Origin of the sequence: Streptomyces yokosukanensis (assembly GCF_001514035.1) — a bacterium.
Classification (GTDB): Bacteria; Actinomycetota; Actinomycetes; order Streptomycetales; family Streptomycetaceae; genus Streptomyces; species Streptomyces yokosukanensis.
The window spans coordinates 649,184-671,870 of sequence record NZ_KQ948207.1 but is presented as its reverse complement, the minus strand read 5'-3'; the positions used below and the strand labels follow the sequence as shown (position 1 = coordinate 671,870).

General features: G+C 68.5%; 24 protein-coding genes and 2 pseudogenes. 13 read left to right on the top strand and 13 right to left on the bottom strand.

The window, feature by feature from the left end; translation table 11 throughout:
* Positions 1-179 precede the first annotated feature (179 nt).
* Together AQI95_RS06185 and AQI95_RS06180 are read left to right on the top strand one after the other, a co-directional pair.
* The gene (locus tag AQI95_RS06185; RefSeq protein ID WP_067118469.1) at positions 180-779 is read left to right on the top strand and encodes a CHAP domain-containing protein; all 600 of its coding nucleotides are present in this window, start codon (positions 180-182) and stop codon (positions 777-779) included.
* Between the two features lie 102 nt (positions 780-881).
* Positions 882-1,349, top strand: a complete 468-nt coding sequence (locus AQI95_RS06180; protein ID WP_159056467.1) for a DUF2690 domain-containing protein — start codon at positions 882-884, stop codon at positions 1,347-1,349.
* 77 nt (positions 1,350-1,426) lie between these two features.
* Here AQI95_RS06180 and AQI95_RS06175 read toward each other — a convergent pair whose 3' ends face one another.
* Both AQI95_RS06175 and AQI95_RS06170 read right to left on the bottom strand, forming a co-directional pair.
* Positions 1,427-2,329 carry an aminoglycoside phosphotransferase family protein gene (locus AQI95_RS06175; protein WP_067118463.1) on the bottom strand — a complete coding sequence of 301 codons (903 nt, stop codon included), beginning with the start codon at positions 2,327-2,329 and terminating at the stop codon, positions 1,427-1,429.
* Between the two features lie 204 nt (positions 2,330-2,533).
* Complete coding sequence (locus AQI95_RS06170; RefSeq protein ID WP_341849458.1) at positions 2,534-2,908, bottom strand: cupin domain-containing protein; 375 nt, start codon at positions 2,906-2,908, stop codon at positions 2,534-2,536.
* Between the two features lie 181 nt (positions 2,909-3,089).
* Between AQI95_RS06170 and AQI95_RS06165 the strand changes: the two genes are divergently transcribed.
* Both AQI95_RS06165 and AQI95_RS06160 read left to right on the top strand, forming a co-directional pair.
* Entirely contained in the window at positions 3,090-4,043 is a 954-nt protein-coding gene (locus tag AQI95_RS06165) for a phosphotransferase family protein (RefSeq protein WP_067118457.1), read from the top strand.
* 217 nt (positions 4,044-4,260) lie between these two features.
* A complete protein-coding gene (locus tag AQI95_RS06160) occupies positions 4,261-5,502 on the top strand; it encodes an alpha/beta hydrolase family protein (RefSeq protein ID WP_067118454.1) in 1,242 nt (413 codons plus the stop codon).
* 222 nt (positions 5,503-5,724) lie between these two features.
* Here the strand turns inward: AQI95_RS06160 and AQI95_RS06155 are convergent, their stop codons facing one another.
* The gene (locus AQI95_RS06155; RefSeq protein WP_244188651.1) at positions 5,725-6,477 is read right to left on the bottom strand and encodes a helix-turn-helix domain-containing protein; all 753 of its coding nucleotides are present in this window, start codon (positions 6,475-6,477) and stop codon (positions 5,725-5,727) included.
* Positions 6,478-6,888: 411 nt separating this feature from the next.
* Between AQI95_RS06155 and AQI95_RS06150 the strand changes: the two genes are divergently transcribed.
* A complete protein-coding gene (locus AQI95_RS06150; RefSeq protein ID WP_067118451.1) occupies positions 6,889-7,842 on the top strand; it encodes an alcohol dehydrogenase catalytic domain-containing protein in 954 nt (317 codons plus the stop codon).
* 90 nt (positions 7,843-7,932) lie between these two features.
* Here the strand turns inward: AQI95_RS06150 and AQI95_RS50315 are convergent.
* The 8 genes and pseudogenes from AQI95_RS50315 to AQI95_RS06110 form a co-directional block, all read right to left on the bottom strand.
* A pseudogene (locus AQI95_RS50315) lies at positions 7,933-8,786 on the bottom strand (SRPBCC family protein).
* A 70-nt stretch (positions 8,787-8,856) separates the two neighbouring features.
* Positions 8,857-9,657 (bottom strand): MerR family transcriptional regulator, encoded by an 801-nt coding sequence (locus tag AQI95_RS06135; protein WP_067118442.1) that lies wholly within the window; start codon positions 9,655-9,657, stop codon positions 8,857-8,859.
* 4 nt (positions 9,658-9,661) lie between these two features.
* On the bottom strand, positions 9,662-10,789 hold the full coding sequence (locus tag AQI95_RS06130; RefSeq protein ID WP_425264864.1) for a serine hydrolase domain-containing protein: 1,128 nt from the start codon (positions 10,787-10,789) through the stop codon (positions 9,662-9,664).
* Positions 10,790-11,159: 370 nt separating this feature from the next.
* Positions 11,160-12,167, bottom strand: a complete 1,008-nt coding sequence (locus tag AQI95_RS46350) for a DUF2599 domain-containing protein (RefSeq protein ID WP_159056466.1) — start codon at positions 12,165-12,167, stop codon at positions 11,160-11,162.
* 128 nt (positions 12,168-12,295) lie between these two features.
* Entirely contained in the window at positions 12,296-12,442 is a 147-nt protein-coding gene (locus AQI95_RS47205) for a hypothetical protein (protein WP_159056465.1), read from the bottom strand.
* Between the two features lie 79 nt (positions 12,443-12,521).
* Positions 12,522-13,358, bottom strand: a complete 837-nt coding sequence (locus AQI95_RS06120; protein WP_067118437.1) for an alpha/beta fold hydrolase — start codon at positions 13,356-13,358, stop codon at positions 12,522-12,524.
* A 93-nt stretch (positions 13,359-13,451) separates the two neighbouring features.
* A complete protein-coding gene (locus tag AQI95_RS06115; RefSeq protein ID WP_067118434.1) occupies positions 13,452-14,315 on the bottom strand; it encodes an LLM class flavin-dependent oxidoreductase in 864 nt (287 codons plus the stop codon).
* A gap of 388 nt (positions 14,316-14,703) precedes the next feature.
* Positions 14,704-15,717, bottom strand: a complete 1,014-nt coding sequence (locus AQI95_RS06110) for an acyl-CoA desaturase (RefSeq protein ID WP_067118431.1) — start codon at positions 15,715-15,717, stop codon at positions 14,704-14,706.
* A 508-nt stretch (positions 15,718-16,225) separates the two neighbouring features.
* Between AQI95_RS06110 and AQI95_RS06105 the strand changes: the two genes are divergently transcribed.
* From AQI95_RS06105 to AQI95_RS50310, 6 genes are all read left to right on the top strand, one after another.
* Positions 16,226-16,696 (top strand): DUF5959 family protein, encoded by a 471-nt coding sequence (locus AQI95_RS06105; RefSeq protein ID WP_067118429.1) that lies wholly within the window; start codon positions 16,226-16,228, stop codon positions 16,694-16,696.
* Positions 16,697-16,995: 299 nt separating this feature from the next.
* A complete protein-coding gene (locus tag AQI95_RS48770) occupies positions 16,996-17,286 on the top strand; it encodes an FAD-dependent oxidoreductase (protein WP_167361927.1) in 291 nt (96 codons plus the stop codon).
* The gene (locus AQI95_RS48765; protein WP_425264860.1) at positions 17,180-17,695 is read left to right on the top strand and encodes an aromatic-ring hydroxylase C-terminal domain-containing protein; all 516 of its coding nucleotides are present in this window, start codon (positions 17,180-17,182) and stop codon (positions 17,693-17,695) included. The genes AQI95_RS48770 and AQI95_RS48765 overlap by 107 nt, the downstream gene beginning before the upstream one ends.
* Positions 17,696-17,739: 44 nt before the next feature.
* A complete protein-coding gene (locus AQI95_RS06100) occupies positions 17,740-18,396 on the top strand; it encodes a GDSL-type esterase/lipase family protein (RefSeq protein WP_244188648.1) in 657 nt (218 codons plus the stop codon).
* 124 nt (positions 18,397-18,520) lie between these two features.
* Positions 18,521-19,663 carry an FAD-dependent oxidoreductase gene (locus AQI95_RS06095; protein ID WP_067118426.1) on the top strand — a complete coding sequence of 381 codons (1,143 nt, stop codon included), beginning with the start codon at positions 18,521-18,523 and terminating at the stop codon, positions 19,661-19,663.
* A 130-nt stretch (positions 19,664-19,793) separates the two neighbouring features.
* Positions 19,794-20,435: a phosphatase PAP2 family protein gene (locus AQI95_RS50310; RefSeq protein ID WP_107121552.1), complete on the top strand. Its 642-nt coding sequence runs from the start codon at positions 19,794-19,796 to the stop codon at positions 20,433-20,435.
* A 45-nt stretch (positions 20,436-20,480) separates the two neighbouring features.
* On the opposite strand, the pseudogene uppS reads toward AQI95_RS50310, so the two are convergent.
* Positions 20,481-21,029, bottom strand: a pseudogene (gene uppS / locus AQI95_RS06085) (polyprenyl diphosphate synthase); the annotation flags it as partial.
* 12 nt (positions 21,030-21,041) lie between these two features.
* Complete coding sequence (locus AQI95_RS47195) at positions 21,042-21,218, bottom strand: hypothetical protein (RefSeq protein WP_159056462.1); 177 nt, start codon at positions 21,216-21,218, stop codon at positions 21,042-21,044.
* Positions 21,219-21,485: 267 nt separating this feature from the next.
* Here AQI95_RS47195 and AQI95_RS50095 point away from each other — a divergent pair, with 267 nt between their 5' ends.
* A complete protein-coding gene (locus tag AQI95_RS50095) occupies positions 21,486-21,761 on the top strand; it encodes a hypothetical protein (RefSeq protein WP_341849457.1) in 276 nt (91 codons plus the stop codon).
* On the top strand, positions 21,722-22,549 hold the full coding sequence (locus AQI95_RS06080) for a polyprenyl synthetase family protein (protein WP_341849456.1): 828 nt from the start codon (positions 21,722-21,724) through the stop codon (positions 22,547-22,549). The genes AQI95_RS50095 and AQI95_RS06080 overlap by 40 nt, the downstream gene beginning before the upstream one ends.
* Positions 22,550-22,687 lie beyond the last annotated feature (138 nt).

The following is a 22,687-nucleotide window of genomic DNA, read 5'->3' as shown; positions in this document are numbered from 1 at the left end:
TTGTTTCACGTCGTGACAGGGGCCTGCGCAACAACCAGTCGGCCCAGAAGCTGTGTTCAGCGGGCGCCGGGCACCGTCCCGGCAGGCGACGTCGGCCCTCTGTGCCACGCCGTCTCGCTCGCCGCCTGTCATGTATGAGCGAACACTCGCTGTCGCGCACAGACCACGAAGGAGTGACTGTGACCGGGCCCACCACCCCGCAGGAACATGCTGCCGCTTCCCTCGATCAGGCAGACGCACTCGCTGATGTGACCAAGCGGGTCGACCCCAGCCAGAAGCTGTCGCCGGCCGAACTGGCCGTGCTGGACGCCGTCGCGCCGATGGATCCGAACGTTCCCTCGGTGAAGGTCACCCGAATCGCCAAGGCGGAGGCCGGATACCGGGAAAGCGGAACCAACCACACCAAGTACGGGCGGTGGTACGGCGCCGACGGCCAGGAGTGGTGCGACGTCTTCGTCAGCTGGGTCTTCCACGAAGTCGGCCAGCTGGCGGCCATCGGAGGCAAACACAAGTACGTTCCCGACCACCTCACGTGGTTCAAGAACCACCACCGGTTCTATCGTCGCGGTGCTGCCGGCGGCGGGCCGCGTGAAGGGTGCATCATCTTCTTCGACCTCAACGGTCACGACGGCGAGGACCACATCGGCATCGTGACGTCCTACGACGACACCTACGTCTACACCGTCGAAGGAAACCGTTCCGACCAGGTCGAGCGACTCAAGTACTCCCGCTCCAGCCATCTGATCTGGGGTTACGGCCACCCGGCCTGGGACTACTGACCTGCAGTCCGCGCGACTCACGGGGGTAGCCGCGCGGCTCACAGGTATGCACCGATCAACCGTCGAGTGGCTGTCTCAGCCCATCGATGAAGGGAAAGCGAAGTGCGTGCACTCAAGTCGATCGGGGCAGCCGCCCTTGCGTTGGCTGCGGGTACGACCTTGGGCTTCACCGGCCCAGCCGACGCGGCCGACCGCAAGTGGGACGGCAAGGATCCCGTCTACTCCGGTTGCATGAGCACCGGACGCGTCGTCCACAAGAAGACCGACACGTACTACAGCTCGCGCTACCACCTGCACGTGTCGGTCACCGCGTCGCTGTGGTACAGCACCGGCTGCCGCACCGTATGGGCCATGGTCGACGCCAACGTCCCGACGGACAAGTGGACGGGCATGGGGTGCAACATCTGGCGCAACAGCGACATGAAGCACTACACCTGCAACCGCAAGACCGGCACCCGCGAGATGCTCTCGCCGATGCTCAACGACAAGAACACGACCGGGTTCGCCACCGCCTGGTCCTACGTCGGTGACGACCCCCACGAAATGTTCGCCCGCACCGGCTCATACTGACGAGTGAGATCCACGACAACCCGCTGCTGCTTGGCCCAGACTCCTGTCACGGGGCCAGGCAGCAGCACGGGCGTTCCCTACATGGGACCGCCTCTCAGGACCCGGTCGAGCGCAGCCCGGCCTGCGGGTCCCCATGCCGGCTTGCCGCCAGGAAGACCCCGGTCTCCGTTCTGGCCCATGAGCATGAGGAACAGACTCTTCAGAGCAGCCAGCCCGCGAGCGCGCCGGACCGTCGCCTCGTCCGCACGCGCGTACACGTCGAAGAAGCGTGAGGCGGCGCCCGCGGGCAGGACCACCCATGCGGCCGCGAGGTCCCACGCCGGATCACCGGCGAACATGTCACCGAAGTCGATCACACCCGAGAGCGTCCCGTCCGAGACGACGACATTTGCGGGATGGAGGTCACCGTGCACCCACACCGGCGGGCTCTCCCACTCGGGGGCCGCAACGGCATCATCCCAGACGGCCCGGACCTCGTCGGCGATGCCACCGGGGACAACAGCTTTAAAGAAGTGTTCGAATCCGTCCGTGCACTCCTTGGGGTGAGCGCCGCGGTCCGAACTGATCGGCGCCTCGGCGGGTGCCTCCACATGGAGGGCTCTGAGGAAGCTTGCCAGAGTGTCGGCCGCGTGGTCGACGCGGCTGATCGAGGCGTGGTCCAGCGGCTCCCCTGAAACCCACGTCATGATGGTCCAGGGCCTCGGGAAGCACGCGGACGGTTCACCGACCCGCACGGGGTTCGGGACCGGGAGCGGCAGGCGCGGGGCCAGGACGGGCAGCCACCGGCACTCCTTACGTTGAAGATCCGGAGCACGCTCCGTACGCGGCATGCGCACGGCCAACTCGTCTCCAAGACGCCACTGTTGATTGTCCCATCCGCCATCCACCTCACGGATGGCCAGCCCTGCAAGGTCCGGATGCTGCTCCTGCAACAGGTCGCGGACCAGGTCTGCGGTGATCTCGATCTCAGAGTCGGTCATACGAAGCTACGCTACTGGGGCAGGAGGGAGCGGCTCTCGCGCCTCGGATCAGTGCGGGCGCGCGCAGGTCTGGGCTTTGACCTGCGCGCGGGCGTTGCGTTCCGCGATGGTGAGGACGGTGTCAGTGCCTCCGCCACAGCAGCCGCGCTGTCGGCCGCGATCCGGTACTCAGTCAGGGCAGAAAGAGAGCCGGAGCACGGGTGATCATCGTGGCTGGGCAACCCGTAGGTGTCGTCGTTCGGTCAGCTCCTCCACACCGACCACGGTCAGAACCGGGGTACCCGGCGGCGCGAACAACGTCACCACCAGCTGCGACTGCGCGTCCGGGAGGTTGTTGGCGCCCTGGTAGTGGATCACGTCGCCCCCGGGCTCGAACAGGGCGTCACCGGCCTTGAGCACCCGCGGCGGCTGCCCCTCCAGCTCGAAGAGGATCTCGCCCTGGGTCACGTAGCCGAAGAGCGGCCCGGGGTGCCGGTGCGGCGGCGCGCCGGGGTCACCGGGCGGCAGGGTGACACGGATGGTCCTGGCCTCGGCGCCGGACGGGATCCGGGCCGATGCGTCCGGCAGGGTCGTGATCACCTCAACGCCTGGGGGCAAATGTGTGTGCTCAGTGCTCATATGTTCCTCCAAACAGGGGCTGTCCCCAGAAGGACAAGACAGCCTCCCCGTTTGTGACAGCCCTGTGCGGCAAACCGGCCCTGGCAGTCCTGGCTGATGCACAGCAGGAACGCTCACGCGAGCATGGAGATGAGGTGGCACGATGACCAACCACGACGGCATGGGGGCGGCAGTCCGGCCGTTGACCCTGGCTTGGGTGAGCCGGCACCTGGAGGTCGGCGAACGGGTCGTCAGAACCGAGGCGCTGCACGGCGGCATCACTGCCGAAATGCGGAGGCTGACCATCGGGACGCGGGACGGAGGCACTCGTGACCTGGTGCTTCGGACCTTCGTCAACATGGAGCACGCCGAGGACTGGCTGAACAGGGAGGCCGGCGCCCTGACCCTGCTGTCGGGGAGCGATGTGCCGGCTCCACGACTGGTCGCGGTTGATCCGGCCGCCGCGCACTGCGAATATCCGTCGCTTCTGATGACCCATATGGCGGGCCGGCCGGTCCTCGATGATGAGGGATTGGAGACGCGGGTTCCTCTGCTGGCCCGTCAACTCGCGGCGATCCACGCGCTGCGCCCCGCCGAGCGGCCCCGGGAGTACGAGACGTGGACGACCGCCGACACCGTCGTGACACCGAAGGGCGCCGACGCGACGGCCTGGGCCGCGGCGATCGACGTGATCCGAGGACCCGTGCCGCCCTATGAAGGGCGGTTCCTGCACCGGGACTTCCAACCCGGCAACGTGCTGTTCGAGGTGTCGGCGGGGTCGAAAGGTGCCCGGATCACCGGCATCGTCGACTGGGCGGCGACCTCCTGGGGCCCGGCGGACCTCGATGTGGCGCACTGCTCGACCAATCTCGCGCTGCTGCACGGCCCGGTCTGGGGTCCGCGGTTCGCTGACGCTTATGAGGAAGCGGGTGGGGTGCTGGCCGCGACCGCGAGCGAGCGACTCTACTGGCAGGTGCGGGACGGGCTGGCGTTCTCGGAGGAACTGCGGTTGGTGACGCAGCCATGGCGGGAGGCAGGCAGGACGGAGCTGACGACGCGAGCCGTGGAAGAGCGGCTGGATGCCTATGTCACCGCCCTGATGGACGCGCCGGGCTGAGCCGAAGCAGCCCGGCGCGAGGGCATGGCGGCGTGGACCGAGCCCGCCGACGCGATCACCGATGAGGGATCAGCGTGGTGGGGCCAGCCCTACCTGAGATTGTCGTGGCAGCGGGATGGCTCACGCGGCGAGGTGATCGCGAGGATTGAGGTATGGCAGACCACGATCAATCGAGGCTGTGGACCATCGAGACCTGACACGTGAAGGTGAGTTTCAGATGCGGAAGACCGCTGCCGTCACCTGCCTGACCGCCATATCCCTTGTCATGCTGACGGTGTCCGCTTCAGGAGCGAGCGCCGCTGCCGGTGGCGCGCGGCCGACGAAGGCCACGAAGCCCGCGCCGTCTGCGGCGACGCCTCAACTGCCGCGACCCGCGGGGCCGTACCAGATCGGGGCCGTGAACCTGCATCTGACCGACTCATCGCGCCCTGATCCGTACAACCCGCCGCAGACATACCGCGAGCTCATGGTCAGCGTCGTCTACCCGGCTCAGCATGCCGCGAAGTACCAAAGGGCGCCGCTGATGACATCGCGGGTCAGCGCGGGCTTCGACGCCCTGGCCGACGTCTACAACTACAACGTCCCCAAGGGGACCACGATCAACTACTCGGCCATCAAGACCTTTGAGCGCATGGGGGCGCCGGTGGCCTCCGGCAGGTTCCCGGTGGTGCTGTATTCACCGGGCTTGGGGGATGTGCGGTCGTGGGACTCGGTGCTCGTCGACCAGTTGGCGAGCGAGGGATACGTCGTGGTGAGCATCGACCCGACCTACGAGGCCTCCGCGGTCGAGTTCCCCGGCGGCCGGGTCGCATCGAGCCGGCTGCTCCAGCTGTACGCGCAGGCGGTCGCGGACGGGACGCAGACTCAGTTCCTCGAGACGGTTGTGGGTGGCACCAGGGTCGCGGACACGAAGTTCGTGCTCGACTCGCTGACGCAGCTCGCCGACGGCCAGGACCCCGACGCCGAGCACACAGCGCTGCCCTCCGGACTCGGGGCGGCACTCGACCTCGGCCGGGTCGGCATGTTCGGCCACTCGGGCGGCGGGTTCACCACGCTGGAGACCATGTACGAGGACCCGCGGATCAAGGCGGGGATCAACATGGACGGGACACTCGAGTACAACTTCGGCGCGCCGACGGACACGAACCTCTCACCCGTCGCTCAACACGGACTGAGCAAGCCCTTCCTGATCCTCTCCAGCGACTCCACGGACGCGTGCACGGCCACCGACGACCCGTCGTGCGCCGCGGTGTTGGCGCACGGCACCGGTCCGCACGCCGACATCACGCTGCCGGGGACGCGGCACGGCTCCCTCACCGACGCCGAGGTGCTGATGCCGCAGCTCGGCGGGGTGTTGACGCCCGAGGAGATCGCCTCGGACACCGGTACCGCGCCGACCTCCGCCGTCATGGCGAGGGAGGAGTTGCTCGTGTCCGGGTTCTTCGACACGAACCTGTGATGCCGCGACACGTGGCGAGGGCCTCACGGAAGACCGGGACGTCAGTGGAGCACAGCGGGCAACCGGAGCTGTTCGTGCCTATCCCCCGACTCCCCGCTACGGCGCCCACGCACGGCCTGAGTTCACGAAGCCCCTCACGCAGTCGCGCCCACCCATCGCCACCTTCGCGCTGGAGGGAGAAGCCCGGACCCACAGGTTCTCAACGTTCCTCCCTCGACCGGTCTACGCCTTGACGGGTCGCAGGGAAGCCGGTGTACGCCCGATGAAGTCCCGTGCCGTCCGGGTGAGGTGGGCCTGGTCGGCGAAGCCCGCCGTGGCCGCGGCCAGGGCAGCGGGCCCGGTCGGCAGACAGGCGATCGCGGCACGAAGTCGGCTCCATCGCCGCAAGCGGGCGAGCGCAATCCCCACGTCCTGCCGGACCAACGCGCGCAGACGCGGTGCCGACAGGCCGACCTCACCGGCGACGGAGGCCAGAGGCATGTCCGGATCGCGCAGCGTACACACGTGGACGGCGTGGGCAACTCTCGGATCGAGCGCGGTCGGGCACCCCGCAACGGCTCTCAACTCTGCGTACCCGGCAGCCAGATCCGCGTGGGTGCCGGGGCCGTCGGAACCGGCAGTGCCTAGTGCGGCGAGCAGCCGACGGACCGCGCTCGTGTCCAGTCGTATCGGCCCTGGGCAGGAAGGCAACAGCCAAGGATCGATGAACAAGGCGACGTAGGGCGAGGTCGCCGCGCAGACGTGGGCCAGCTGGGGCGGAACGATCAGCCCGGGCGACGCCGTCATGTACCGCCTCGGCTGGGCGAGTTCGGCGTGGCCGCCGATCGGCAGCACGGCTTTCCACGCGGGCAGCCGGTGCTGGGAGACACGGAACGGGCGCGACTCGGCGAACATCGTCGCCTCGGTGCCGGTGGCGAAGACGATGCGGCGATCGCTTTGTTCAAGCTCCCAGGCATGAGGCGAGCGGATCATCATGCCATGCACGCTATCGCTGCGGTCGCCTTGGCGGCGGTGTTCCTCGCTGTCACGGGGATCATGCGCTTTGTGCCCCCCGGCTACTTCCGCACGCTGGTCCCCGCAGGGCTCCGCCGCGGGCGGCTCGGCACGCCCACACCGTCGCCGCTCCCGAACAGACAACGTGGTTGCGACACGGAGTTGTCGAGATCGCGTCCGGCGGGACGATCGCGGTCGTCGGCGCAGGGCAGACCCCGCTGAAGACCGCCTCGGAACTGGCCGAGAGCTATCCCGAACTGCGAGTCGGGCTGTTGGCCGTCCTGCCGGGAGGTGCTGCTCATGGGCCCGGGGGGCCGATGTCGTTGAGGCCCGGCTGACGGGACGGGACCCCGTCACACGAGGCACACGAGACGGCAGGCATACATTCCCATCATGCGAACCGTAGTGATCGATTCCCAGGGGACCTTCCAGTTGAGGCGGCGTCCGGAGCCGGTTGTGGCACCGGGGGCCGTGGTGGTCCGGGTGCGGGCCGCTGGACTCAACGCCGCTGACCTGCAGCAGGCACGAGGGGACTACCCGGCGCCACCGGGATGGCCGGCCGACGTGCCAGGCCTGGAAGTTGCAGGCGAGGTCGAGCAGGTCGGCCCCGGTGTCACGGGGGTTGTGCCAGGGGACCGGGTGATGGCTCTGGTGGGCGGCGGCGGCCACGCCGAGCGGATCACGGTCCCCGCCGATCTGCTCCTGCCCGTGCCGGAGGGCCTGCCGTGGGAGGAGGCCGCCGGTTTCCCGGAGGCGTTCAGTACCGCCTGGGACGCCCTGGTCACCCAGGCCGGGGTCGGCGTCGGCGACCGGGTGCTGATCACTGGCGCGGCGGGCGGCGTGGGCACGGCCATGGTGCAGGTCGCTGCGGTCTCCGGTGCGCAGCCCGTGGCCAGCGTGCGTCGGACCGAACTCCACGACCGCGTGAGGTCACTTGTCCCGGACGGCCGGGTGGTCGTCGTGCCCCCGGGTCAGGTGGCCGCGCACGCGCCGTACGACGTGATCGTGGAACTGGTCGGCGGCACGGACTGCCTGCGGCGGGTCGCTCTGCTCCGCAGCCGGGGCAAGATCCTCGTCGTCGGAGTCCAGGCCGGCACGACGGCGCCGCTGCGGATGTTCGATCTGATGCTCGCGCGTGCCCAGTTGATCGGCACGACCATCCGCGGGCGCTCAGCCGCCGAGAAGGTGCACCTCGCCGCCGCCGTACGGACGTCCGTGGTGCCCCTGCTCGCTCAGGGGCGGTTGCGGGTCCCCGTCGACGCGGCCTTCCCGCTCGATCGGTTCGCTGACGCCTACGCCCGCCTGGCCGGCCCGGGCAAGTTCGGCAAGGTCATCCTGCAGCCCTGACGGTCTCGCTCCGTCTCCGGCCCCGAGATCCTCACCGGCCCCCGTCGCTGGTGCTCGTGCCCCGGCCGAGCGCACGCCGCGGTGCAGGCATCACTGACACTCCTCGGCGTAGCGGGCCAGCCCTTGCGCCATGCCCTGCATGAACTTCTGGAGGTAGCGTGGCATGACCCAACCCATCAGCCAGCTCGTCTCGTACTCGCCGTACCAGTGGATGACGGTGCCGGAACGCGCTGTCGGCTTCAGCTCGATGTGCGCGTGATAGTTGTGCATCGACGAGTTGAACGCGTCTTCGTAGGCCAGCAGGCGTCGATCGACCTTCTCGGTCAGCCGCTCGCCGGTCACGATACGTCCCGTCCGGAACGCCCGGACGGCACCGACGCCGTCGTCGCCGCCGGGGTCGAGGCCGACCGACCGTGTCGTATCCAGACTGTCCACCTTGGACCACAGCGGCCAGCTTGCGGCGTCGACCAGCAGCTTCCAGACGACTTCCGGCGAGGCGCTGGTGGTCACTGTGACATCGTATTTGTGCATGGCAGAGGGCTCCTGTTCTCCTGTCAGTGGATGCGGGCGGCGGCAGGTCGAGGTAGCCGAGGCGTGCGGTGTCGTCGGGGAAGCCGACCGTCCGGGCGCAGTGCGTGCGTGGCCGAGCGCAGGAGGGTTGCCCGGTCCAGGTCACAGGGGGTGTGCAGGTAGTGGGAGCAGACCAGGTCGAATCCGCCGAACGCAAAAGACTTGTGCAAGGCGGCCCGCACGGTGGTGACGTGCCACCGCAGGCGGGCGAGCCACAGCGCGTCGCCGCCGTCGCCGCATCCGAGGTCCAACGCGTCACCGAACGGCAGGCTCGTCACCGTCTCGGTGAGGCGGGCATTCGGCTTCGGGCAACTGGCTGCCGGTCGGGCCGCGTAGACGCCATCCCAGAACCCCACTGCATGAGTGGTGCTCATCCAGGCTCCTTAAGGCTCCTTGTGTCGATATGAACCCACTCTGCCGTGGAGCCGCGTCTTCGCGCGCCGCTCAGGCCGATGCCGATGAAGAGGGCCGGATCGACGTGATTTCGATGCCCGCCGAGCGAAGACGGGCCTCGATCAACACGGCCAGTCGGGCCCAGGCCGGCTTCTGGTCTTCTCCATGGTGGGGGAGCAGCTCGTATCGGACGGCGCCGTCGTCGCGGTCCTGGAGTCCGTTCAGGACGGGCAGCAGCGAAGGGTCGGCGAGGAAGTGGTCGGCCAAGGCCGCGGCGAGTTCGTCGATCCGGGGGTCGTCGGGTTCCCAATCGCCGGCGCGCCAACAGCGTTCGATCAAGGAGACGTACTGGGGATCGTCGAGGCCGCGCTCGATCTGGGCGAGATAGTTGTCGAGGCCTTCCGGTACCAAGGCCCTGACCAGCACCAGGGCCTCTTTTACCGTGGTCACGTCGTCCGCGGTGTATCCGAGGCCGGGCATCCGGTCCAGGAGCGCGCGGGCTCTGTCGGGTAGCAGGGTCCGGTCGCCGTTCGCGAGCCGGTGCAGCATGTCGCGCCGTGCGTTCAGTTCGTCGATGCGGCTCGTGAGTTGCTGTTCGACGTCGAGGAGGGCGGCGGCGAACCGGTCCGGATCGGCGTCCAGTATGGGCGCGATCTCGGCGAGCGGTACGCCTGCGCCGGCCGGCGTCCGGACTTGGACCAGCCTCAGCAGATCGTCCGATCCGTAGCGTCGGTAGCCGGACCTGTCGCGGCGGGGTTCGTCGATCAGGCCTTGCTGGTGATAATGCCGGATGGTCTTCACCGTGACGCCGGCGAATGCCGCGGCTTGGCCGATGGTGATGCCGTCTGTCATGTCGTCAGCGATCGCCGCGGGCGTGCGTATCGCAGAACACCTCCTTGATGAGTCTCTGCGTCGCCTTCCCGAACTCCTTTGCCGTGTCGATCGCGGCGTTCCCGGCGGTTATGGACGCGGTCAGGGTCCTACGGCCGTCGGGCGTGCTGATCGTCAGAGCCCCGTAGCCGCCCGGGGCGCCGCCGTTGTGGTTCACGAGGGTACCGCCGCAGTCCGGGCCCACGTCCTGGATCCACAGCCCGAAGCCGAAGCCGTAGCCGAGCTTCCCGTGGGGCGTGCGCATCTCGTCCAGGAGCCGGGCCGGCAGGATCTTGCCGCCCAGCAGCGCGGAGATGAAGGTGTGGAGGTCCTGGATGGTCGAGGTCATGTCCCCGGAGCCGGCCAGGAGGGAGAGGTTCTGGCGGGAGACGTCGACGACCTTCCACTGTCCGGCGTCCTGGTAGCGGTAGTAGCCGTGGGCGTGCGGTCCGGGGATCGACGTCCGGTTGCCCGGCACGATGGTGTCCCGCAGTCCGAGCGGTCGCAGGATCCGCCGCTGCATCTCCTCGGCGTACGAGTGGCCGGTGACCCTCTCGATCAGCAGCAGGGCCAGCGTGTAGTTGGTGTTTGAGTAGCTCTGGTCGGTGCCCGGTTCGAACCGCGCCGGCTTGGACAGCGCGAACCGGACAAGCTCCTCCGGCTGGTAGGTGCGGAACCGGTTGTCCACCCACTCCTTGCCCGCCGCGGGGATCCCCGGCACGAACGTCCCGTCGTCGTAGCGCTCGCCGCCCGCGTAGTTGAACAACCCGCTGGTGTGCTGCAGCAGCATCCGGACCGTGATCCGACGGTCCAACGCCAGCTCGGGCAGGTAGTCGGCCACCGGGGTGTCCAGTCCGATCTTCCCCTCGGCCACCAGTTGCAGCACCAGTGTCGCGGTGAAGGTCTTGGTGGTGCTGCCGCCTATCCAGAACCGCCCGTACGTCGGCGGCTTCGCGGCCTCGCCCAGCTTGCGCAACCCGGCGCTGCCGACCCACTCCCCCCGTTCATCGTGCACGCGCAGCTGCACCCCGGCGAATCCGGAATCGACGATGTCCTGGATGGCTTTCTGCAGTTCCGGGTGTGCCTGCCCGGCAGCGCCCTTCGGCACGGTCACGCTGCCGGCCGCGGTGGCCACCCCGGGCGCGGCCGCTCCGGCCGGCAGCGTGACCGCCACCGCGGTGGCCCCCAGTCGCAGGCCGAACAGTGGTATCCGGTCCCTGTTGGCCTTGACGTTGTGGAGGGCCTCACCCATGGTCGATTCCTTATCTCACGACAGTCCACCTTTGGCGCAGCTCGGAAGCGCAACGGAGGCCGCCCTGGCGGCTGGACGGACCGCGCCTGGACCGGGCTTCGCACGGATGCGGTCCATGACCCCTTCGGCGGGAGGCCGCCCGGAGCGGAGTGCCCTCCTCCCCCGTCTCTTCTCCCCGCCGCCTACTGTGTCCCGTCGTCTGGAATGCGCATTTCCATCAACTGGCGGCTGTTCAGGTCCAGTTGCACTGGTGGAAGGCGACGGTGAGCGGGTTGAGCGCGTAGTCCCAGGAGACGTCCGGGCGCCAGGATTCGAGGTCCCAGGTGTCGCCGGTGACATGGCTTCCGTCGGGCCACTGGTAGGCGTAGCGGGAGTGGCAGGAGAGCTGCTTGTACATCGAGGAGCCCTGGGAGTCGGTCAGGCTCTTGGGGTAGGGGACGGCGGCCCAGGCCTGGTCCCACAGGGTGTTGTAGTTGGTGTCGGCGTCGTCGAAGCCCTTGTCGGTGGGGTACACATGGACGTCGATGTCGCCGTTGCGGAGGGCCTTCCACACCTTGGTCTGCTTGACCCAGGGGACGTCGGTGGTGCCTTCGTAGCCGACGCACTCGCCGATGCAGGTGCCTTTGTCGGGGCCGATACCAGGGGACCAGAACAGGCTGATGTGGCGGGCGGAGAAGTTCTGCCGCACGCCCTTGACGTCGGGGTCGGCGTATTCGTCGCTGGTCGGGTATCCGAACTCGCCGCTTTCCCAGCCGTACTGGCCCCAGAGTTCCCCGATCTTGCCCCAGACGGGGTGAGCGCCCGTGGTGGCGGACCAGTAGACGGTGCCGCCTTCGAACTGCTGGCGTTGGCCCTGGCCGTCGGGGTTGGTCAGCTCGTCGCCGACAGGGAAGCCGAGGGTGCTCGTCTCCCAGCCGAGGGCTGCCCACTTGTCGCGGATGGCTCCCCAGACGGGGTGGGCGCCGGTGGTGCCGGTCCAGTAGATGGACCCGCCGTCGAACGTGTTGTACCGGCCGCGCCCGTTCGGGGTGGCGAGTTCGTCGGAGGTGGGGCAGCCGAGCGGACTGCTCTGGCCGCCCATGGACTGGTATTTGGCGAGGATGTCGCCACCGACCTGATGGCCGCAGATCGTCTCGTCGGCGGAAGCCGGCGCGGCCTGGACGGTGAGCACGGTGAGTGCGGCGGCGCAGGCGAGAGCCGCCGCTTTCAGGCAGCGCACTGCCGTGGTTCGGCTATTCAACTGTGTTCCCCCTGTGGCCTGTTGGGCACGGAGGTCACATGATGCCCCTCTGGTGCAATAGCCATGCGCATACGCACCGGTAGGGGTCGAGGATGTCCGGATTGCGATTCTCCTCGAACTCAAGAGGGTCAGAAGCCGTCAATTGCTCCGGACAGCTTCACGTCCAGACAACCATCGGCCTCTTCGAGGAGCGGCAGATGTGACCGGCCAACGGATACGAATTCGCCCTGATCGCCTTCAGCAACCGTCAGGTGAACAACTTCCCAAACCGGCATGCTCTTGCCCCTCGGGTCGGTTCTCTTGATGTGGTCGGCCCGGCTGTCGCCTGCCGTGCCGGGTGGTCACTGTCGACGTTCAGCGCACGGCCGCGGCGGACGCCTCTTCCACCAACTTGGTGACGACGTCGGGGCGGGAGACGCTCACGGCGTGGGATGCCTTGAACTCGATGCTGTGGGAGTGGGCGCGCTTGGCCATGAAACGCTGGGCGGCGGCCGGGATGTTCTTGTCCTGGGTGGTGATGAGGTCCCAGGAGGGGATCGTCTTCCAGGCTTCCTTCGTGGCCTTCTCGTTGAGGGCGTAGTCGGTGATGGGGCGCCGGGTGGCAGCCATGAGGTCCGCCGTGGCGCGCGGCACGTCGGCGGCGAACTGGTTGTGGAACTTGGCCGGATCGATGTACAGGTCGGTGCCGGTTCCGCCGCCCGCGAGCGGGACGGGCACCTGGGTGAGGGTGGAGCCGAGAGTGCCGCCCGGGAACTTGCCGGACAATTCGGCGGCACTCTCACCCTTGGCCGGCGAGAAGGCGGCGATGTAGACGAGCGCCTTGACGTTCGGGTCATGGTCCGCGGCCTGGCTGATCACGGCGCCGCCGTAGGAGTGACCGACGAGGACGACGGGGCCCTTGACGGTCTTGAGCAGAGCGGCCAGGTATGCGGAGTCGCTGTTCAGCCCGCGCAGCGGGTTGGCGGGGGCGATGACCGGATTGCCGTCGCGCTCCAGGCGCTTGATGACGCCGCTCCAGCTGGAGGCATCCGCGAAGGCGCCGTGGACGAGCACCACGGTCGGCTTCTTGTGCGGGGCGCCGTCGGCCGAGGCTGCCGCGGGAGCGGCACCGGTGGCTGCGAAGGTTGTCGCGGCAAGACTGAGTTGGGCACAATGTAATTGCGTACACGGTGGCCCCGCCGGGCGAGGCACTCAAGAACCTCGTACTGCAACTCGCTGTTTCCACGAGCTGATGACCGCGCCACGGCGGCTTGGCAGCTGTCCGGCACAACCCAGAACCGCTGATCAGATCACCGGCGGACCCGCCGCGACGCGACGCAGCACCGGAGTGAGGCGGTCCAGGTCGGGGCCCGTCTGGACCTGACGCTCGTCCCACCAAGTGGCGCCGGCGTCGTACAGCGGACCGATCACGTCCTTGGCTTTCGCCGCGTCCGAGGGCGTGGCGCCGCCGAGCACGACATCGAAGGGATGCTCGGTCCCGGCCGTGCGGTGCTTACGTACATAGCCGACCAGTTCCCGCACGTCCGCCACATCAGGCACATGCCCATGTCGGGCCGTCTCGAAGAGCGGCACCGCGCCGTCCCACCGCGCTGCCCGCCTCATGGGCGCACGACGCGGCCAGAACCCGCCGATCCACACCGGCGGACCAGGCCGCTGCACGGTGGCGGGCAGCAGCGTCACATCGCGGACCTCGTAGTGCCGGCCGTGGTGGTTCACCGGCTCGCCGGACCAGAAGTGCCGCAACAGCTCCAGTCCCTCGTCCAGCCGATCGGCGAGGAGGCGTGGCTCGGTGGCGTCGCCGAAGCTGCGGTACTCGTCGTCGATCGGACCGCCCAGGCCGGCGGCGAAGATCACCCGACCGCCGCTGAGATGGTCCAGGGTGGCTACCTGACGGGCGAGCTGCTGGGGACGGTAGCGGGGTACCGGCGACAGCAGGGTGCCCAGCCGGATCCGGGAGGTCGCCAGGGCGGCCGCGGTCAGCAGCATCCAAGGGTCTCCGAAGGGACGCCCCTGGTGCTGCCGGTGCAGCACGTGGTCCCAGACGAAGAGCCCGTCCCAGCCTGCCTGTTCGGCGGCAGTCGCAACGATCGCGACGTTACGAGGGTCGGCGAAGTCACCGAAGTTCGGGATGTTGACGGAGAAGCGCATCCCAGCAGGATGCGCAGCCGACCACGATGCGGCAACCGGATTCGGTTACAGGCGGGTTCACGGCAGGCTCCGGACCATGCGCGATCCGTCAAGATCCGCGAACCGCACCCGAATGGAAAGTACTGCCCCTCGCCCTCCGCATCGCGAGCGAGCCGAGGCAACTGCTAAGGCCGCCGCCTGCGGAATTGCATGACCGTCGACAGGTAGTCCGTGTGCGGGAAGTCGTCCACTTCAGCGATCGCGATGCACGCCGTGGCCGTTTCCCGGCCATGGTGACAGGCGCAGTCGTGAGACGGTGGCAGGGCGATCAGATCGTAGGCGCCTCGCGCACACGGACTGCCTGGTCCAACAGGCTGCGGTCCCGTGGCGTCGCGTCGTCCGAGTGTCGTCAGCCCGTGGACCCCTGCGGGGCACCCGACTTGGGCAGCAGTCGAGCGCTGAGGCGGTCCGAGTCCGGCCAGCGTACGTCGTGCACCCAGCGAAGTTTCTCGAACACCCAGATGAGGCGGGCCGACGGGTCGAGCTGCCCCGGCAGCACGCCGTGGCGCGCGCCCGTGGGATCGGCGTGATGTGAGTTGTGCCAGCTCTCGCCGAAGGACAGCAGTGCGAGCGGCCAGAAGTTGGTGGCCCTGTCCCGGCTGGCGAAGGGGCGCCTGCCCGCGACGTGGCAGATCGAGTTGACCGACCAGGTGACATGGTGCAGCAGCGCCATCCGGATCACACCGGCCCAGAAGAACCCGGTCAGCGCACCGGTCCAAGTGCCGGTGACGAACCCGCCGACCAGCGCCGGGGCCAGAAGCGACACGGCTGCCAGTGGCCCGAAGAGTTGACCGATGCACCGCAGATCGGGATCGGCGACGATGTCGGGTGCGAACCTGGCCCGGTTGCTCAGTTCGCGCTTCAGCATCCACCCGATGTGCGCGTGGAGAAGTCCCTTGAGCAGCGCGCGTGTGTCGGTGCCGTAACGCCAGGGCGAGTGCGGGTCGCCCTCGCGGTCGGCGAAGGCGTGGTGGCGCCGGTGGTTCGCCACCCACTGGACCGGCGAGCCTTCGACCCCCAACGAGCCCGCGACGGCCAGAGCGATCCGCAGGCCCCGCTGTGCCTTGAACGAGCGGTGCGTGAAGAGGCGGTGATAACCCACCGTGAGACCGAAGCCGGACACTAGGTAGGCAACCGCCGCCATGCCGACGTCCAGCGCGGACAGTCCCCATCCCCACACGAACGGCACCACGGCGATCAGGGAGAGGGGCGGGCCGACGACGAAGATCCACATTGCCACCCCCGCCGCGGCCGTCTGGGGGACGTCGAGCAGCGGCTTGGCTCCGGTATCGACATTGCTGTCGGTCTCGGCGGCACGCTCGACGGTGATTTGCTCGGTACGGTCGACTTCGCTCGGGTTCATCGGTTCCTCGCCATCGCTCAAGCCCTTTCGGAGCCGGCGCCGGACCGACCTGGATCACACGCCCGTGTGTTTTCGAACGTGCTCGGCGGTCCCGGGACGAGGATCGCACCGGGCTGCATCCGTGCAGGTCGTCGCGGATGTCCAGGGCATGAACGTCGCGGGACTGAATCTCCGTCGGCTTCTGGCATGTGTTCTGGGCTCATAGGGTGTGGGACGGATGGGGCAGGCGGCGACACATGGGACCGGCGGCGCCGGTGGAGGAGTTGACGGCCCCGTCCAACGACGCGGAAGTCTCCTCGTATCGCCGGGCTCGCACTCGAGACAGCCGACAAGAGGGCGCGACGGCACCGCGGCCGGGGCCTGGGGCGATGGGCTGCACGCCGGTCGTGCGGGTACGGGGCCGCGGCTCGGGGGACAAATGATTCTCCCGGCCTGGTCCTGGCTGCGTCGATCACCCGGCGATGGGAGACGATGCCACCCACACCAGCGCACGAGAGCGAGCGATTTCATGACGGAACCCACCCCGAAGGACCTGATCCACCTCGCGGATCAGGATGGGAATCGCTGCATCGTGCGCGTTACGGGACGGTCCAGGCCAGGCGTGCTGACCGGTCACGACATTCTGCGTGCCGACGTGCTCGCCTCTGCGAGCTTCGTCGACGCCCGGCTCGACCTCTCCATCTTCCCGCATGACCTGGACTCCTGGGAGCAGGAACTGTCCAACCTCGTACCAGGCCGGACAGCCGGTATCGGCGGAGACCGCGGCCCGAACCTCGATATCCACATGCACGAGGACGGCCGACTGTCGATCCTGGTCAACGATCCGGATCGCCTTACGGCGGCCCTCGGAATCCGACCCCAGGAGGAATGGATCGCTGAGCACCGCGGGCGCCTGGAACAGGTCAGGCTGGCCTGGCCCAGCGAAGTCGTCGAGACGGCCCCAGGAGCCTACGAATGGAGCCCCAGTCGCGGGCGGTGACCACTTGGTCCAAGGTGAACTACTGGTGGAGGGCACTCCCGGGACGCGACGGCTCTCACCCGGCCCGGGCCGCGAATTCGGTCCAGGGGGTCTGCCCGGCTCAGGAACCGAACGAGACAGTCCCTGGGGTTGAGACCTGAAAGACGCGGAGCTGTCGAGTCGGTGGCATGCCGGAGGCTGTCAGACCGGTGTCAGTGGCATATCGGTGACTGTCGGCCCGATGTCGGTGGGGTCTGGCACGTTTCGAGAGGTTCCTGCCGTGTGCTCATCCGGTTGTGGGTTCGGAAAGGGGATCTCTCATGCACGACGTAGTGATCGTGGGCGCCGGCCCCGTGGGTCTGTTCCTTGCCTGCGAACTTGGCCTCGCGGGCTGCTCAGTTCTGGTACTCGAGCGGGACCGGGCCCCACTCACCGTTCAAGGCGGAGCCGCTCGGGAGGCGGAGCCTGTCCTCCGCGACGGTCGAGGCGTTCTACCGCCGTGGGATGCTGCACCAGCTGCTCACGGCATCGGGCGTCCACGACGATCCCGGCGCCCCCCGAAGCGGACGAACCGTCACCCCCTCGTCACGGCGGCCACTTCGCCGGCATGATGCTCGATCCGGCCAAGGTCGACATCGCCGCCCTGCCGTACCGGCTACCCGGTCCGGCGCTGGAAGGCATGATGGCAAACCTCGAAGCCATCGAGGCGGTGCTGTCCGAGCAGGCATCCAAGCTCGGTGTGGAAGTCAGGCGCGGTGGTACCGTTTCGGCCATCGCCCAGAGCGACGAGAGCGTGGTCGCGCGAGCCGGCGAGGACGAACCGGCCGATGCCTCCGCGATTCAGCGATGCGCTGGGAGGGCCGGATGCGGTATGCAGCCGGTCCGGCGGGAAACGACCTCGGATTGGGTGCCGTGCTTGTCCGCCCCGACGGCGTGGTCGCCTGGGCAGGCGATCTCACCCCAGATCGTGAGGCGTTCGAGCAGGCCGCGGGCCATTGGTTCGGCGGTCCGGAGATCTAAGGCAGCGACCCCTGACGATCGCTGTCCGACCGGGAAGCACCGTGATGTTCACAGGTGATTCGATCACCGACTGCCAACGACTGGAGAGTGAGGGCGGTCTCGGCTTCGGCTATCCGCTACGCGTCGCGGGCGAGTGGGGACTGCAGCACCCGGACCGGCCCGTGGCCTGGCTGAACACCGCGCATGGGGGCGACAAGGTGACGGACCTCGAAGCCCGCTGGCAGACAGACGTACTCGACGCGCGCCCGGACGTGGTGTCGATCCGCGTCGGGGTCAACGACATGGGCTGGCACACACTGGGCCCGAAGGGGTACGTGATCCCCGTGGAGGAGTTCGCAGCGGGTTACGACCGCCTGCTCGCGCCCCTCGCCGAGGCGGGCGCGAAGCTGATTCTCATCGAGCCGTTCCTTCTGCCGATCCACGGCGTCGTCGAGGCCGGTGCCGCGCTCATCGGAGAGGAAGAGCGAAGGGAATGGCGCATCGACCTGGACCCGAAGATCCAGGCCGTGCGCAACCTCGCCCGCAGGTACGGCGCGCATCTGCTCGCCGCCGACGGCATGTTCGCCGAGCTGGCCGCGACGGACGGGCCGGAGTACTGGGCCGCGGACGGCGTACATCCGACACCGGCCGGTCACGCCGCACTCGCGGCGGCCTGGCTGCGCCTGGTCGCGTGGCCGGGTCTCACCATCCCCATCGATTGACCGAACTCAAAAGTTGACTCGTTGCACTTATTGCATCGGTGTGCTTTTCTGGAGAGGCGACAGCGGCGGACGTGCGGCACGGCCCCGTCCGCCACTCCCCTCTGCCAGAAAGGTGTGATCAACCATGCCCAACCCCCGCATCACCATCATCGGCGCCGGCCCCGGCGGCCTGACCTGCGCCCGCATCCTGCAGCAACACGGGATCCCTGCGGCCGTCTACGACCTCGACGCGTCCCGTACCGTCCGCAACCAGGGCGGCACCCTCGACATGCACCCCGACACCGGACAGCACGCCTTGCGCGAAGCCGGCCTCTGGGACGCCTTCTTCGCCCGGGCCCGGCCCGAAGGCCAGCAGATGCGACTGGTCAGCCGCGACGGCCGCGTCCTGTTCGACGCGATACCGCCGGAGGCCGACGCCGCCGAAGGCAACCCCGAGATCGACCGCGCACAGCTCCGCGACCTCCTCCTCGACTCCCTCAAGCCCGACACGGTGCGCTGGGGACACAAACTCACCCACGCCGAAGCCCTCGGCAACGGCACCCACCGCCTGCACTTCGCCAACGGCACCAGCACCGACGCCGACCTCGTCGTCGGAGCCGACGGCGCCTGGTCCAAGGTCCGCCGCCTCCTGTCCGATGCGACTCCCCGCTACACCGGCGTCACCTTCGTCGAGACCGGCCTCGACGACGCCGACACCGGCCACCCGCGCCTCGCCGAACTCACCGGCGGCGGCACCATGATGGCCCTCGACAACAACCTCGGCTTCGTCGCCCAGCGCAACAGCGGCGGACACATCCGCGTCTACGTCGGCATGCGCACCGACGAGGACTGGCACCGGCACGCCGGTCTCGACCTCACCGACACCACTGCCGTACGCGAGACACTCCTCAAGAAGTTCACAGGCTGGAGCCCCGACCTGCTCGACTTCATCTCCCGCACCGACACCGGCTACACCAACCGGCCCCTGTACGCGCTGCCCGTCCCCCACACCTGGGCCCACGCCCCCGGCGTCACCCTCCTCGGCGACGCGGCCCACCTGATGTCCCCCTTCTCCGGCATGGGCGCCAACCTCGCGATGCTCGACGGTGCCGACCTCGCCCACGCCCTCGTCAAGAGCCCCGCCATCGACGACGCCATCCACGCCTACGAAGCCGTTCTGCAGCCCCGCTCCGTCGCAGCAGCCGAAGGAGCCGCAGAAGGCATCGACAGCGCCTTCTCCCCCGACAGCGCCGCCCAGACCCTCGCCCACATGACCCAGCACCACTGACACCGCAGCTCAGCGGCGGCCGAGCAAGTACTCGTCGTCTTCCACGTCTTGGGCAGATCTTGCTGACGTTGGTGTGGGTGAGGCCGCTGGCTGTGCGTACGGACCCGACCGTTCCCTCGTTGGACAGCGCATGATGAATCTTGACGAGCATCTGGGCCGGTGCGAGCAGGGTTGCCGTGACCGCGAGGGCGGCGCTGCGTGGCAGCAGCGCTTGGCACGGGGAATCAGTACGGTTCTGGGGCCGGCTCCCTGCGTCGCTCTCGTGACCGTTCTGACAGGGTGGCAGGCCGAGCGTCTGGCGGGTGTGTTCTGGGGGGCTGCTGGGAGCGGCGTTCGCCGCCGCCGGTCCGATGTGTTTCATCGCCTGCGGCAGAAGCCGAGGGTGGTGGGCGGACCAGGACCTGTCTCATCGGCCGGACCGTCTCCGCGCCGCACCAGGTGTGGTGACCTCGGCCGGCATGGGCGGACTGCTGCTGTACGGCCTCGGCGCCCCAGCCGAACTCATGGCTCTGGAGGCGGCGATGCTGGTCACACTGGGGTGCCTGGGGATCGTCACGGCGGTGTGGAAGGGTCGGTACATACCACGGTCTCCTGCGGAGGCCTGGTCGTTCTTGCCATCGGCCAGGGGGCCTGGGCTTGCCTGGGCCTGCCTTTGATCGGCCTGATCGGCTGGTCCCGAGTCCGCGTCGGGGCGCACACGCCGGCCCAGACGGTCGTCGGGAGTCTTTCGGGGGCCGCCATCGGTGGACTGGTCTTCGCTTGTGCCCGGTAGGGCGAGGGACCATGGCGATTCGGTTGTCGTGTCGGCCGCCTGGCCCTACTGGCCGTAACGGCGCGAGCGTGAGGCGTATTGATCGAGGGCCTGCTGAAAGTCCCGCTCCTCGATGCCGGGCCAGCCGGTGTCGCAGAAGTACAGCTCGCTGTAGGTGGACTGCCAGGGCATGAAGCCGGACAGACGCTGTTCTCCAGAGGTGCGGATGATCAGGTCCGGGTCGGGGAGCCCGCCGGTGTACAGATGCCGCGCGACCATGTCCTCGGTGAGCCCTGTCCGTGCCTGACGCAGCCCTTCCGGCGTGGACAGCAACTCTCGCAGGGCCTGGATGATCTCCTGCCGCCCGCTGTAGGCGAGGGCGATGTTGACGATCGGTCCGCCCACGGCAGCGGTGGTGTCGGCCGCTTTGCGCAGCTGCCGCAGGAGCCGGCCGTCGAGAAGTTCGAGGCTCCCGATGAACTGGACACGCCAGCCGGCATCATGGGCGAGCTGTTCGACTGTGGCAGCCACAGCACGAAGGCTGTGGGCGACGGAGTCATCCTTGCGGCGCATGTTGTCCAGGGACACCGCGTACAGTGTGACGAGTTTGATTCCTGCGGCCTGGCATCACGCGAGGAACTGAAGGGTCTTCGCCCCGCCGCGCGCGTAAGCCGTGGAAAGGTCGCAACCTGTCGTCGCGGCCCAGCGGCGGTTGCCGTCCAGGATGACGGCGATGTGACCAGGCACCGGTCCGCTGCGGCACGTCGGCTGAGGCATGTGTTGACGGCCGTAGGACGTGTCCACGAATCGGTCCGTTCCTTCGTACAGACAGCAGAGTTGCCGACAGCAGATCTGCACGGAGAGCAGAGCCAGCCGGTATCCGGCGCCAAGCATCCTGGAAGCCGTGATCACGCGCCTATGCGTTCAGCCGGCGCGCGAGGCGGACCCTGGGGCGTGTTGATGCGAAAAAGGCGCGCTGTTCGGCTCCGCGCCACGTCCGGGACCTGAATCTTCCTGTGGTGTTCGGAGCAGGGACGGACCTGGCAGCGCCCTCGCTGGGAAAAGGATGACTTGCGCGCTGGCACGCTGGTCGGTGACGACATTGAGGAAAGGCCGGTCCGAACGCAGATGAACAGCAATGCCCTGACAGTCCTGGAGCGTGCCGCCCGGCACCAGCAGCGGTTCGACGCGTCGTTCGAGAAGTACTTCGCCGAGCTGGCGGACAGTCTCGATGTCCCGCCGCTGAGCCGCTTCGCCCCCGGTGCCTGGAACTGCTGGCCGAGGTGTCGCTGCGCAGCGGAAAGCGGATGCGCGTCGCTCTGGTCCACGAGGCGGCCCGCCTGGTGACCGAGGACGAGGTGCCGGGCCTCGAAGAGGCGGCGCTGAGCGCGGAATTGCTCCAGACCCACGCGCTCGTCCTCGACGACATCATCGACGACTCGCCGGTGCGGCGCGGTGGGCCGTCCACGTACCACGCCTGCCGCGACGACTTCCCCGGACGCCCGCAGACCGCGCTGGGCCTTGCCATGATGGCCGGCGATCTCGCCGGGTTCCTGGCCCTGCGCGTACTGCTCCGGGCGGACATCCCCGACCATCGCCGACTGGCCATGCTGGACGTGCAGTTCGCCATGACGACCGACACGGTTCTCGGGCAGGTCCTCGACCTGGAACGTGATGTCGCTCCCGCACCTGACGAGGAACTGCTGGACGCCGTCAGCGAGTACAAGACCAGCCGTCAGGCCGTCTTCGCCCCTATGGCCCTGGGCCTGCTGGCCGCCGGTGAGGACGTGGCGGCCCGCGAGGCAACCCTGAGGCGTTACGCCAGGCTGGCCGGCATCGGCGGCCAGATGCGCGACGACTGGCTCGACCTGTTCGGGGAACCGGACATCACCGGCAAGCCGTCCCGCGGTGACATCCGGGCCGGCCGCCACACCTACACCGTGCGCGCTCTGCTGGCGGCGACGACCACGCCTTGGTCCAGGACGCGCTCGGCGACCCGGACTGCACGCGGCAGACCATCGACCGCATCCGCGACATCGCCGTACGCCACGGAGTTCACACCCGACTGGAGGCCGCCATCAGCACCTCCGCCGAAGCCGCGACATGGCGCCCTCACTGGCGTGACGACGCCGTAGCCGTCTTCGAAAAGCTGCCCTTCTGGAACGTCCACCGAGTCCGCTAGGGCGAGGAGGACGCACCGCCGCCCCTGCGCAGACCAGGACGACCACCACGACCTCCGTCAGGCGCTCCCGGGCGCCGTCCTCCCCGTGTCC